Origin of the sequence: Porphyromonas sp., assembly GCF_030529325.1 — a bacterium.
Lineage (GTDB): Bacteria > Bacteroidota > Bacteroidia > Bacteroidales > Porphyromonadaceae > Porphyromonas_A.
In genome coordinates this window covers 1-12893 of record NZ_JAUMXC010000052.1, presented here as the reverse complement: position 1 = coordinate 12893, position 12893 = coordinate 1, and the positions used below count along the sequence as shown (strand labels likewise).

The window sequence follows — 12893 nt, the reverse complement described above, 5'->3', positions numbered from 1 at the left end:
AGAATACTACCTGCAATGAAATGGAAGTGTGGAGATTGTCGTCTAAACGGCTTGCTGCCCCGACCTTTTTTGTCCGTAAAAGCCCAAAACTACCTTTGCCGCTGACAACGAAACGAATGATTCGATGCGAAAACATAGAACCTAATTGGAGAGGGGAGTACCGAAGAAAAAAACTTTCTGTATGAACAGTTTTTCGAAAAGAAAAATGGAAAAGTTTCGTCTTTCTCTGCGTTAATGTTATCTTTGCAACAAACGAAGTGGTTCTTTGAAATGGCAAAACAAGGTAGAGTACAGAAGCTCGCTGGTTTCCTTATCGTTACCTCCCTTTATTGACAAGCGGTTTAATCTATTGATTATTTGGCGTTTACAAAATTCTCTATGCCTTGCCGTGTGGAAAGTGAGATTTTTCTTGATGCCACAGAGATCGGCAATCTCTTTGAGGTAAGAGTTGGTCTTCTGATTTGAGAGCATCGGGAAGAGTTTGCCATCTCTATAAGTTTGTTCGCGATACTTCTCGATGATGCTCTTGGGAATATCGAGGAGGAGGACATTGGTCGAAACACTGGTTTTCTGACGCTGCGTCATAATCCACTGCTTATCGCCCATCGTGACGATGTGGTCGGGCGTAAGGTTAGCCACATCGATGTAAGCCAGCCCTGTAAAACAGGAGAAGATGAAAATATCACGCACTAGCTCCAAGCGTTTTAGTCCAAAGTCTTTATTGGCGATACTGAGGATTTCCTCATCGGTCAAGAAGCCTCGATTGACTGGCTCTAAGTGGAAACGATGATTGAGGAAGGGGTCGTGCATCAAGATGCCACGCTTTTGAGCATAGATGGTGATTGTCTTGAGGGTTTTCATCTTTTTGACTGTGGTGTTGTAAGAACAGCCAACCACAGTGCTGAGATACAATTCAAAGTCTTGCACGACTGCAGGAGTGAATTCAAGCAAGCCAATATCTTTGCGAGCATACTTGTGGGTGAGGAACTCAAAGAAATGTCTGCGAAGTACGCTGTACTTTTGAAGACTGTCTTTGCTGATGGTTTTCCCTACACGCTGCTTGATGTCGTCAATAAATGTATCAAAGACTGGGAGAAACTCTGTGTACTCCTTGGTCTTTCCACAAAAGATAGTGCGGATTTTATCCATAGAGAGCGACTCATCGTCCTCCAACTTTCGATAGATACTGTTGAGCGTGTGTGAGATGCCATCGAGTGCGGCATTAGCCGTCAAGGCATCAGCCGTGCGACCTTTGAGTCGGCTGGTGTTGTTATTCCACAGCGTCTTGTCTACAAAAATCTTTGTAGAGCCAAAGTTTGCCATCTCCCCATTGAGGAAAACGCGGAGCATCACAGGCGATTTCCCCTCTCTGTTTTCATAATTTGAGCGTAGGTAAAAGGACACCTTAAAATTCTGCTTCATACGCATCATTGTTTTGTGTAGCAATCCTGCTACAAAGTTCTACATAATAATCTGATATAGAAAGCATTGATGCCGTCAAGTTAGTATTCATTTATCGGTCACTGCTACATTTTTTGAAGACAAACAATTTGTGTAGCAGTAAATGTAGCAGTACTTGACCGAAATGTGACTATCAAAGTATAGGGGTTAGCCGTCAGTAGATAGGGGTATATACAAAGAAAAATCGTTGTAAAACCTTGATTTTACAACGATTATCTATATTCTGAAGGCTATTTTGAATGGGGTTGTGAAACCCTTTTGAAACCTTCTGGCGGAGAGAGAGGGATTCGAACCCCCGGAGGCTCTCACCTCAACGGTTTTCAAGACCGCCGCAATCGACCACTCTGCCATCTCTCCTGAGATTTTGCTTTGCAAAGGTAGGGTAAATATTAATTATGTGCAAGCAATTGGGGTGAAAATTGTTTTGTGCGGACTCTGGTTTATATGTGCGAGCTTTTGTCGTGTAGGTGTGGGGCTTGGCTGTACATTCTTGTGTCTTATCTACCTTGATCAAAGAGGGAGTTTTTAGCTTCAATGGCTGAGACATTGTGCTTTTTTATGTTTTGTTGTTTGAGATTCGAGGGAGGGGCTTGTTTCAGTGGCTGAGAGGTTGTTTTTTCTTGTGTTTTTTGTTTGTGATTGGTGGGGCTTGTTCCAATAGTTCGGGAGTTGTGGATTTTTGAGTTTTGCCGGCTGTGATTGGGGATGGTGTTTTTGGCCTTGGCTTTCATGCCGGAAGAGGTGAGACTTTTGATTTCAATGATCGAGGATTTTGAATAGTAGTAGTGGCTTTGGGGCTCTCGTTGCATTGTTGAGGAAGATGAGTTTTCTTGCGTTTTGTTTTTTGTCATGGTTGAGTTGTTTTGCCTCTTGAGCGAGGGGTGTTTTTCTGTGTTGTTTATAGCGGGGAAGTAGGATACAGTCGGGGCCGTGAGCGTGGGGCATTTTTTTGTATTTGTGGCAGAGGGCAGGGTACTGGTGGGGGGATTATTGTGTTCTTAGTGTCGGTGGTGGGAGGTTATTGTACCTCCTGGAAATTAAAACAAAGAAATTGATGATGAAATAACCGCATCAACCTCACTATTAATCGTACCTTGAAGGAATTAAAACAATCTGACGCACGCATCATCTTCTTCAAGATGGTCTATTAATCGTACTTTTTCGTGTTTTGTGGTGTGGCAGGGCTGTGGAGATTAGGTGAATTGAATAAAAGTGCTATTTTTGTGTTCAGGCGTTTATGCTGCTGTCGATGAGAAATTTGAAAAAGTGAAGATAAAAACTCTTAATGGGTATAAAGCGTAATTATTTATTCATCATTAACAACGAAAAACTTATGAAAAAGATTGTCATGTTCTCCGTTGCCATGATCATGCTTGCGTCATGTGGCAACCAAACTGCGCAGAAAACCAACAACCCTTCTACTGTCGATAAGGGTGCTCAGATCACTGAGGTGATCACTCAAGAGGTACAAAGTACGCTTACTCCTGATGCGGTGCTCGAAAGCCTGAAGGCCGGAAATGCTCGCTATGTGGAAAACAGGCAGATGCCTCGTGACCTCAAGTCTCAGGCTGTTGCAAGTCTTCAGGGCCAATTTCCCGAAGCCATTGTCCTTTCTTGTATCGACAGTCGTGTCCCTGTCGAGTACATCTTTGACAAAGGTATCGGAGATCTTTTTGTCGGTCGTGTTGCCGGTAATGTGGCGGATGACTACATGCTTGGTAGCTTGGAATATGCTTGTGAAGTCTCCGGATCCAAGGTGCTTCTCGTGCTTGGTCACCATGATTGTGGTGCGATCAAGTCTGCTATCAAAGGTGTCGAATTGGGCAATATCACTTCTCTCATGGAGGAGATCAAGCCTTCTGTCGAGGCAACTCAGTATGAGGGCGAACGGACTTATGGAAATAAAGAATTTGCTGATGCTGTCGTGGTGGAAAACGTCATTCAGACCATGAACGAAATCCGTAGAGACAGCCCTATCCTAAAGAAGTTGGAGGACGAAGGTAAGATCAAGATCTGTGGAGCTGTCTACGAAATGACTACCGGCAAGGTGCATTTCCTCTAAGGTCAGATTGCTTCTCTCTGTTTCGATAGCCGGTCATGTTAGTCCGGAGAGGGAGAGCTGAATATCTATACAGCGGGATTGTGTCATCAGTGCATCTGTGACACGGTTCCGTTTTTTTGTTTGTGGTTTCTGAGGGTTCTCATGCTATGTAGGGATTGACATGTCGAAGGGGATAAAAAAGGTTGTCTAACTTGACGAATGAAGTTAGACAACCTTTGTCCTCAAGTTAGACAACTTAATTTCGACCCTTCTATTTCTGTTATTTTTCAAAGGTTTTTAGACTGGGGTTAAAAAGGGTTGGTGTGTTTCAGTTTGCGTTATTATTTTCAAAAAGATATCTCGTAAAAATAGATTAAGTAGTGATTTGGTATTAAATTGAAATATAAATGGCTGTTTTTATTGACAAATATAAAACTTCTTTGTACATTTATCCCACAGTGGGGAAGTGTATCAAGGAAACGTAAGAGCCATTTCCTGCCTCATTTGCAGTTCCTTACACCATAAACAGAATATGAAAACGATGAAAACACTTTGGTCTCGTATAAGGGATTATCTATTTCCTTCCCGCCGTGCCAAGATAGTTGCTGTCCTGTGTGTGGGTGTGGTCGTGGGGCTGGTGACGTACCTCGTATATATGTCGAGGGCATATAGTTATCTGAGCGATAACCCCTCGGTGTGTATCAACTGTCACGTCATGGAGCCGTACTATGCCACATGGAATCACAGCTCTCATGCTCTCCATGCGACCTGCAACGACTGCCATGTCCCGCACACATCGATATTTCATAAGTACTACTTCAAGGCCAAGGACGGGCTGCGTCACTCCTATGTATTCACCATGAGGGGTGAGCCCCAAGCAATGCAAGCCATACCGGAAAGCCAATCTGTTATCTACCAAAACTGTGTGAGGTGCCACAGCCAACTCAATCAGGAGTTTGTGCAGTCGGGACGCCTCTGCCCGGTACAGATCAAAGAGGGCAACGAACAAGCCTGCTGGGACTGCCACCGGGATGTGCCTCATGGTGGTAAGATAGGTCTTTCCTCCACCCCTTCGGCGAGAGTCCTGTTTCCGAAGTCTCCTATCCCTGAGTGGCTGAGTAAAGAGCTCTCCAAGAAAAAGGACAACCGAAAATAGAAAAACAACACTCATATAAATAAGACTACAGGTTATGAAAGAAAATCAAAAACGACTTAAATCCTGGCAGGGGTGGTTGCTCTTCGGTGCTATCGCTGTCGTAGTCTTTTTGCTTGGTATGCTTGCGGCTTCCATCACCGAGCGCCGTGCAGAGATCAAGACGATCTACGCCAATAAGAAGGTAGACATCCGGCCCCTTGAGTCTCGTAATGAGATCTATCGGGAAAATTACCCTCGAGAGTATGACACTTGGCTCAAGACGGCCGATACATCGTTCAAGTCAGAGTTCAACGGTAGCGAAGCCGTAGATGTCCTTGCCGAAAGACCACAGATGGTCATCTTTTGGGCGGGCTATGCTTTCTCCAGAGAGTACAACAGCCCTCGTGGACACCTCCATGCTATCGAGGATATGCACCACATCCTGCGTGTAGGACACCCGGGAGTCGATGGTGCCGATGATATGCAGCCCGGGACTTGTTGGGTATGTAAGAGTCCCGACGTTCCACGTATGATGCAGTCCATGGGAGTGGACAACTTCTACAAGAGCAAGTGGAGCACACTTGGTAGCGAGATCGTCAATCCTATCGGTTGTGCAGACTGCCATGATCCGGAGACCATGGATCTCCGGATCTCTCGACCTGCCCTCATTGAAGCTTTTGAGCGCAGAGGTATAGATATCAACAAGGCTACTCATCAGGAGATGCGTTCTCTCGTCTGTGCACAGTGCCACGTAGAGTATTACTTCAGACCTGACACGAAGTACCTCATCTTCCCTTGGGACAAGGGATTGACCATGGAGGATGCGGAGAAGTTCTATGACGAACTCAACTACTATGACTACATCCATCCGCTCAGCAAGGCGCCCATTCTCAAGGCTCAGCATCCGGATTTCGAGTTGTTCCGGCATGGCATCCACGGACAGAGGGGCGTCTCTTGTGCCGACTGTCATATGCCGTACATGAGCGAAGGTGGGGTAAAGTTTAGCGACCACCACATCACAAGTCCGTTGCGCCATATCGACCGTACTTGTCAGGTATGTCACCGAGAGAGCGAAGAGACTCTTCGTCAGAATGTCTACGAACGTCAGCGCAAGCTCAACGAAGTGCGCAACACGCTTGAGAACGAACTCCTCCGTGCTCATATCGAAGCCGAGTTTGCTTGGAAGAAGGGGGCGACAGAGAGCGAAATGGCTTCTGCCCTCAAGCTCATCCGCCAGTCTCAGTGGCGTTGGGACTATGTCGTGGCAAGCCATGGCGGTGCGTTCCACGCTCCACAAGAGTGTACACGCATCCTCGGCGCAGGACTCGAAAAGGCTATGTCTGCACGACTCTCGATAGCTCGAGTGCTTGCGAAGCATGGATATACCGAAGAAGTGCCTCTACCTGACATCTCCACAAAGGAAAAGGCGCAAGAGTACATAGGACTCAATCCTGAGGAACTCAAGTCCAAGAAAAAGAAATTCATAGAAACCGTAGTGCCTAAGTGGATCGAAGAAGCAAAGGCCAATGGTCGTATCTATGTAGCTAAGAAATAACCCTCTGACAACTCTAAACACCCTGAAAGCCTGCGATGTCGTCGAGATAACGGACATACATCACAGGCTTTTGTTTCAACCAAGAGGGCCACAAGATCGTGAAACATTGCGACAATCAAAGCAATAAATCGGAAAACCAAAAACATATACATCAGATGTGGAACAATAAATGGGGCTACAAGGAGGCTTTTGTGATCGTGAGTCTACCCATCATCTTTGGTTGGATCATGCAGTCTGTCATGGGGCCGGTGCCGAGGGTGGCATTTGCCTATCCTGTCAATATCATCATCGTCGGCGTCATTACCCTCATAGGTATAGGGGTTGCGATCATGGGAGCACGCAGAGGTCGCCGGCCATTCTTGGCAGGAGCTTCTGCCACAATATCGGTGCTTACGGCGTTCATGGCTCTTTGTCTCATCATCGGTTTCACCAAGCAGATACCTGCGGGGATGGCTTCGGGGCTGTCGGGCTGGTTGCACAAGATCGGGCTGAGCGCCATGTTGGAGTCGAGGGCTTTTCTGCTCCTCTACGCTTATCTCCTGCTCGTCCTCGCCACAGCGACAAGTTACAGGTTGGCGAGATTCAGATGGGGGATGAGGGACATTGCTTTTGCTCTCAACCACGTGGGATTGTATATGTTTATGCTTTTTGGGTTGCTTTCTTCGTCGGACATGAAGAGGTATACGATGACGGTAAGTTCGGAAAGTGAGCAACCCGAATGGCGTGCGATAGACAACCTGACACACCAAATGGCAGAACTCCCCATAGCTATCGAACTGAAGTCCTTTGAGCTCGAGGAATACCCGCCCAAACTCATGCTCCTCGACATCCCCACGGGTGATCTCATTCCCAAAGGTCGTCCCGAGCACATCCTCATCGATACGGCACGACTCTCTCAGGGGCGGCTGACAGACTGGGACATCGAGATACTGGAGCACCTGCCGCTATCTGCCCCTTTGGTGGGAGCAAACGAGATAGTCTTCAAGGAATTTCGTTCTACCGGAGGTGCGGCATCGGTGCGTGTGCGGGCAACAAGGGGAACGGAAAGTTACGAAGGTTGGGTAAGTTCGGGTAGTTATCTCTTCCCGTACAGATCGCTCCAACTGTCGGACTCCGTCGCCGTAGTGATGCCGGAGAGAGAGCCCAAGCAGTTCACTTCCAACATCATCTACTACATCCAAGGCGGAAGCACGGGAGAGTATGACATCCGTGTCAATCATCCGCTCCGGCAGGGCAGTTGGTACATCTATCAGTTGGGTTACGACAGAGAACGGGGACGCTGGAGCACGACTTCCGAACTCGAACTTGTCTACGACCCTTGGATCATCCCCGTCTACATAGGTATCGGACTGATGCTCCTCGGGGCGCTCTGTCTGTTCCTCGGTCCTACCTCTCACAATAAAAAGAAGAATGCCCTATGAATATCCTCCTCGACTGGCACGACTTCATATACTTTGCCATCCCCACAGTGATCATATACGGTATAGGGGCTTACCTGGGCTTTAAGGACAAATATCCCGCAGCAATAGCAGTAACTATATTCGCGCTCATCGTCTTTGGTATATACATCGGTGGGATGTGGCATTCGCTCGAACGCCCTCCGATGCGCACCATGGGTGAGACACGTCTGTGGTACTCTTTCTTCGTCATCATCGCGGGGCTTATCATCTACACACGTTGGAGGTACAGATGGATATTGAGTTTCTCTACCATACTGTCGACGGTCTTCATCTGCATCAACATCTTCAAGCCTGAGATCCACTCCAAGACGATGATGCCGGCACTCGAAAGTCCTTTCTTCGTGCCTCATGTCATCTCATATATATTTGCCTATGGTATGTTGGGAGCAGCTCTCCTGCTGACCTTCTATATGCTGTACAAAAGCGAAGAACAACACCCCGAACGCCTTTACGTCCTCGATAATCTCGTCTACACCGGCACTGGCTTCCTCATCGTCGGACTTCTCCTCGGTGCTATCTGGGCAAAGCAGGCATGGGGCACTTATTGGGGTTGGGACCCAAAAGAAACATGGGCAGCAATCACCATGGCAGCCTATATGCTGTACATCCATCACCGCCGCTTCCACCCCACCCACTTCAAACAATCGGCGATCATCCTCATCATCAGCTTCCTCTTCCTCCAGATGTGCTGGTACGGCATCAACTTCCTCCCCTCCGCCGCCGACAGCATCCACATGTACTCCAACTGAAAAAGAGGCTATCTCTACTTGTATCATGATATATTTCTTGGTCAATCTCATTCTATTTCTGTTTGCCCCCAGCTTATCAGTCTGATCCTGAATTGTTCTTTATTCAAATGTCGTTCGATCCTCAAAATCGATTTGTATAACTTGTTACATCAAATCTTATGACTTTTTCCGGCAGACCACACCCATCGGTAACTTTTCCGTCTGAATGACCTCTTTATATATAAGTACATCGGGTATGTGATTCTCTTTTTTGAGGATCAAAATAACGTGAATTCTCTTATAACAAAAGCAGAAGTCCGACAAGAGAGGCTGTTGTCTCTCTTGTCGGACTTTCCCGATGCTACATGAAAAATGTCTGATCTGTGTTAGAAGTAGTAAGAAATACCGAGGTCAAATACAAAATCATTGCGGAATGTATATATGTCCGATAGCCCCATTTTGATTGCAGCTACGGATTCTTCACTACCACAGGTAAGACCTACGGAGCTTTTGATGTTCAAAGACTTGTAGATCGGGTATTCAACGCCTACCTTGCTGATAAATGCAAGTGTCCAGTTGATCTTAGGAAAGCTTAGCTTTTTCCGGGTATCATATCCAAATGATAGGGAACTCTGCTCATAAAAGCCTCCCAACGAGAGAAATAAACCTCTGTTCTCTATGCTCTTTGGACGGAAGAAGTACCATTTCGCAGAGACTTGTACGGTGGGGCTGGAGCCAAGATTATAAAATTTTCTTGGAACTGTTGCACCAAAGCGATGTTGGATTCCCAGCTCTCCCAAAAGAGATACTTTGGGATTGAGGTTATACTGTGCAATGATACCATTTGCAGTACCTGCTTGGAGACCATACTCAAACTTACGCTCTTGCCCCTTGATTGATAACAAGGGAAATAATGTACATACAAGTACGATAAAAATCTTTTTCATTGTCTCTTTTGGATGTTTTGATCTTTGTGTTTAACCTTCTTTATTCTTTCCACTCCAAGAACATTCCTCTCCATTTCCCGTCGTATTCTAACGCAACATAAAAATCACCTCTTATCAGGGTCTTTTTAATAGCTGGGTCTTCGGTTGTTAGCACAAAGGTTTTGTGTAGATTGTTCAGTCCTTGTATGGTGTTAAAGTCTATTGGTTTGTTTGGTTTTAGGTTGTATGGATTAAGATCTGTGAAACTTAGTATAATTGTTTTGATAGAGCGAGAGAACCTAAATGTTATCTCACTTTCATCGTCTTCATTTCTTGCCCAAAATGATGGATGAAACTCATAAGTTGCATCTTTTCCAACAAGGGCTGTCCACGGATAATAAGATATTTTGCTGATACCACCTTCTCCTAAATAATGTTCTCTCAGTTCTGCGTTAGGAGTAGATGTATACACCATATGGTTTCCAGATTGTCTTCCATAAACGATATCCACAAACTTTTTGTGTATCGTGCCATGATCATCTGTGTCAGTTTTTATGTATGGAGGAAGATGTGGGTTGTTTACTGTTAATTCATTGGATATTAAAACGTCTCTAAAGCCAATTCTTAAACGACCTGGCTCTATATATTTAAATTTAGCCCATCCCCCATACCACATTTTCTTTTGGTATTTTGCTGTAATTCCTTCGGTTTGTACAAATACATTATCAACGCTGAATACTTCACAGTTCAGACGTCTATCTTTTCCCAGAGTTAGAGTGTTTGACACGCGTCCTCCTAACTTTGCCCAAGTTTTGGATACGAAATTTTTAGGCTTTGGATTACGATACGAAAAAGTCCCCACATATATATCTTGTAAGTAATCTCCTTTTCTATAAGTCTCACTTCTCAATCCATTTGGACTTTCCTCATAGCCCTCAGTCTCTTCATTGTAAAAATCAAAGTTCTTGTAAGAGTCAAATCTGTAGGCATTTTTATGTTTGTATAGGTTTTCTTTTACTAAGATTTCATTTTCTTTAGCCTTTGCGAAAGAATTAACATATTCGTATAGGTCTTCTTTGTCTGAAAGTTTACAGAAGAATGTTCCATTTGGGTTGATTTTATACAGAGTATCCGCGATAATAATCTCTCCGTCGCTATTTAGCATTTTTGATAGAGTTTGGTCTGGTACTAGTTCTTCGATGCTAATGTTTTCATTCTGAGAAGATCTTAAACTCCTGAATTCGAAAAAGGCACCTTGCTCTGCCGCATCTGAAAATGTTTTAGAAGGGGTCTCGGGTTTATGTGAGTTAAATGAGCTTGTGAAGTCTTGTCTGCTCTCGAAGGCTAATATCGCTTTTTCATCGGAGCTTTGACTATTGTTTTTTTGTTGTATATCAAATGAAACTTCAGGAGCTTTGGAGCATCCTATAGCAATTCCTGAAATGAACAGGAAAAGGATTGATTTTAATTCTTTTTTTTCATAGAAAACGATTTTGTTGTTTCTTTTATAGTTGTTTCTTTGCAAAGTTTTGACAAAGATATGTTTTAAATAATGTGTGGCAATGATACTAAATTTTAAAGTGTTATTTTTTTTTTATTTTATCAGCTTGATATGCTCATATTCTACTTGATTTTGCGGTTTTTATGTATTTGATGAGAGTTTTCTGTTTGTATCATTTTATGTGTTTTTTGTTTTGTTTTTATTTTTTATTAACCTTTTTGGGCGGGGTTGTGTTCTTAGATTGAGCTCACGTTAAAATAAAATAATAAGTCAACAAAGAATCGGAACTTCAGAATACCTTATGAAGTTTCCTTATTCTTGCATTTGTGATTGGAATGTTGTCACAGCTACTTTATGTATCGAACAGACATTGAGAAATAAATAATGCGTACCTTTACCGCGATGTAAGAAAAAGAAACACAAATACACCTATGACCAAGATATGTCACATGGCGGAGGTCGCCGTAAGGATGAACGCCAAAAACGGGAATGACACCTGCCTGATCGTCAAAAATAGGGAGAAGAATGTTTGGGAAAAACAATCGTGGAGCGATGTTTATGAGTATGTGCGCCGTACGGCTCAAGCCCTCATCGAGTTTGGTGTGGGATCACAGGAGTGCGTGGGGATGTATTCGGAGAACATGGACAAGTTCATCTACTGTGACTTGGCTACGCTCAGCATCGGATCCATCGCTGTGCCTCTGTACGCCACTTCTTCGCCTGCACAGGTAGAGTATATTGTCAAGGATGCGGGGATCAAGGTACTTTTTGTAGGGTCACAGTTTCAGTACAACAATGCCTACAAGGTACAGAAAGAGTCCGGCGTGCTTCAGCACATCGTGATCTTCGATCCCACAGTCATACGCCATCCCGACGACCGCACGTCTCTCATGTATGAGGACTTCCTCAAGCTCGGAGATACGACCACAGCAGAGGCGGAGGCGAAGGTGCGTCGCTCCAATAGCGAACTTTCCGACATCGCCTGTCTCATCTATACTTCCGGTACGAGTGGTCAGAGCAAGGGGGTACAGATCTCTCACAGTAATATATATCACGCCCTTGTGGCACATGTGGAGGCGATACCCAACATGGGGCACAAACACATCTCCATGAACTTCCTCCCCCTTACTCACGTGTTTGAGAAGATGTGGGTGTTCCTCTGTCTTCAGAGAGGGGTCAAAGTTGCCGTGGGAGAGAACCCCAAAGAGATCCTCACCAACCTCCAGGAGGTGCGTCCTCACTTCATGTGCAACGTTCCTCGTTTTTGGGAAAAGGTTCATATCGGAGTCGAGGAAAAGATTTCTACCTTCTCCCCTCGAGTGCAGAAACTCATGCGCAGTGCGATAAGCATAGGCAAAGAGTACCATTTTGAGTACAGACAAAAGGGACGCAGAGCACCATTTTCGTTGATGATGAAGTATAAGTTCTTCGCCAATAAGCTCTTCGGACTTGTGAAAAAGAACGTTGGTATCGATCGAGGCAAACTTTTCCCCACCGCGGGTGCAGCCCTTGCCGATCCTGTCAATGAAGCTCTTAGTTCGATGGGCATTCCCATTGTTGTAGGTTACGGTCTCACCGAGACAACAGCCACTGTGTGCTTCTGTCGACCCAAGAAACACGCTTTCGGCTCTATCGGTACGGTATTGCCGGGAGTGGAAGTGAAGATCGATCCACAGACCAGCGAACTTTTGGTCAAAGGTGTGACGGTGTCCAAGGGTTACTTCAACAAGCCTCAAGAGTCTGCCGAGGCCTTTGGTGCAGATGGTTGGTTCCGGACAGGAGATATGTGTACGATAGACAAGGATGGCAACATCTTCTTCAAAGAGCGTCTCAAGGATCTCTACAAGACCGCCAACGGCAAGTACATTGCGCCACAGATGATCGAAGGCCTTGTGTGTGCCAATAAGTACATCGAGCAGGCAATGGTGATCGCCGAAGAGCGTAACTTTGTCAGTGCTCTGATCTATCCCAACTGGGATGCTGTCCGGAGTAAGCTCAAAGGGAAAGCTATCGAAACAGACGATATAGAGGAACTCGCAAAGATGCCCGAAGTGTATTCGCTCATAGAGGGTTATCTCGAAGAGGG

At 45.2% G+C, this 12893-nt stretch carries 10 protein-coding genes and 1 tRNA gene; 6 read left to right on the top strand and 5 right to left on the bottom strand.

Annotated features, from left to right (window positions below):
* Positions 1-237: 237 nt before the first annotated feature.
* The 3 genes from Q4A14_RS07600 to Q4A14_RS07590 all read right to left on the bottom strand — a co-directional run bounded on the left by Q4A14_RS07600 (position 238) and on the right by Q4A14_RS07590 (position 2406).
* Positions 238-1422: a site-specific integrase gene (locus Q4A14_RS07600; RefSeq protein WP_303171155.1), complete on the bottom strand. Its 1185-nt coding sequence runs from the start codon at positions 1420-1422 to the stop codon at positions 238-240.
* A 308-nt stretch (positions 1423-1730) separates the two neighbouring features.
* Positions 1731-1818: transfer RNA gene (locus tag Q4A14_RS07595), tRNA-Ser, on the bottom strand.
* Positions 1819-2217: 399 nt separating this feature from the next.
* Entirely contained in the window at positions 2218-2406 is a 189-nt protein-coding gene (locus Q4A14_RS07590; RefSeq protein WP_303171154.1) for a hypothetical protein, read from the bottom strand.
* 388 nt (positions 2407-2794) lie between these two features.
* Here Q4A14_RS07590 and Q4A14_RS07585 point away from each other — a divergent pair, with 388 nt between their 5' ends.
* The 5 genes from Q4A14_RS07585 (at position 2795) to Q4A14_RS07565 (ending at position 8401) form a co-directional block, all read left to right on the top strand.
* The gene (locus tag Q4A14_RS07585; protein ID WP_303171153.1) at positions 2795-3523 is read left to right on the top strand and encodes a carbonic anhydrase family protein; all 729 of its coding nucleotides are present in this window, start codon (positions 2795-2797) and stop codon (positions 3521-3523) included.
* 511 nt (positions 3524-4034) lie between these two features.
* On the top strand, positions 4035-4658 hold the full coding sequence (gene nrfH, locus Q4A14_RS07580; protein ID WP_303171152.1) for a cytochrome c nitrite reductase small subunit: 624 nt from the start codon (positions 4035-4037) through the stop codon (positions 4656-4658).
* 34 nt (positions 4659-4692) lie between these two features.
* On the top strand, positions 4693-6192 hold the full coding sequence (gene nrfA / locus Q4A14_RS07575; protein WP_303171151.1) for an ammonia-forming cytochrome c nitrite reductase: 1500 nt from the start codon (positions 4693-4695) through the stop codon (positions 6190-6192).
* A 155-nt stretch (positions 6193-6347) separates the two neighbouring features.
* A complete protein-coding gene (locus Q4A14_RS07570) occupies positions 6348-7613 on the top strand; it encodes a cytochrome c biogenesis protein ResB (RefSeq protein WP_303171150.1) in 1266 nt (421 codons plus the stop codon).
* Positions 7610-8401, top strand: coding sequence for a cytochrome c biogenesis protein (locus Q4A14_RS07565; protein WP_303171149.1), 792 nt, complete (start codon positions 7610-7612; stop codon positions 8399-8401). The genes Q4A14_RS07570 and Q4A14_RS07565 overlap by 4 nt, the downstream gene beginning before the upstream one ends.
* Before the next feature lie 365 nt (positions 8402-8766).
* On the opposite strand, the gene Q4A14_RS07560 is transcribed toward Q4A14_RS07565, so the two are convergent.
* Both Q4A14_RS07560 and Q4A14_RS07555 read right to left on the bottom strand, forming a co-directional pair.
* Entirely contained in the window at positions 8767-9327 is a 561-nt protein-coding gene (locus Q4A14_RS07560; protein ID WP_303171147.1) for a hypothetical protein, read from the bottom strand.
* A 40-nt stretch (positions 9328-9367) separates the two neighbouring features.
* On the bottom strand, positions 9368-10831 hold the full coding sequence (locus Q4A14_RS07555; protein WP_303171145.1) for a hypothetical protein: 1464 nt from the start codon (positions 10829-10831) through the stop codon (positions 9368-9370).
* A gap of 407 nt (positions 10832-11238) precedes the next feature.
* On the opposite strand from Q4A14_RS07555, the gene Q4A14_RS07550 reads away from it, so the two are divergent.
* Positions 11239-12893: long-chain fatty acid--CoA ligase (locus Q4A14_RS07550; protein WP_303171144.1), on the top strand; the 1655-nt coding region annotated here is incomplete at its 3' end.

What these genes read in the sequence shown, in the direction of transcription:
- Q4A14_RS07600 (WP_303171155.1), bottom strand. Translation starts at nt 1,422, where the DNA reads ATGAAGCAGAATTTTAAGGTGTCCTTTTACCTACGCTCAAATTATGAA.
- Q4A14_RS07590 (WP_303171154.1), bottom strand. Translation starts at nt 2,406, where the DNA reads ATGCCCCACGCTCACGGCCCCGACTGTATCCTACTTCCCCGCTATAAA.
- Q4A14_RS07585 (WP_303171153.1), top strand. Translation starts at nt 2,795, where the DNA reads ATGAAAAAGATTGTCATGTTCTCCGTTGCCATGATCATGCTTGCGTCA.
- nrfH (WP_303171152.1), top strand. Translation starts at nt 4,035, where the DNA reads ATGAAAACGATGAAAACACTTTGGTCTCGTATAAGGGATTATCTATTT.
- nrfA (WP_303171151.1), top strand. Translation starts at nt 4,693, where the DNA reads ATGAAAGAAAATCAAAAACGACTTAAATCCTGGCAGGGGTGGTTGCTC.
- Q4A14_RS07570 (WP_303171150.1), top strand. Translation starts at nt 6,348, where the DNA reads ATGTGGAACAATAAATGGGGCTACAAGGAGGCTTTTGTGATCGTGAGT.
- Q4A14_RS07565 (WP_303171149.1), top strand. Translation starts at nt 7,610, where the DNA reads ATGAATATCCTCCTCGACTGGCACGACTTCATATACTTTGCCATCCCC.
- Q4A14_RS07560 (WP_303171147.1), bottom strand. Translation starts at nt 9,327, where the DNA reads ATGAAAAAGATTTTTATCGTACTTGTATGTACATTATTTCCCTTGTTA.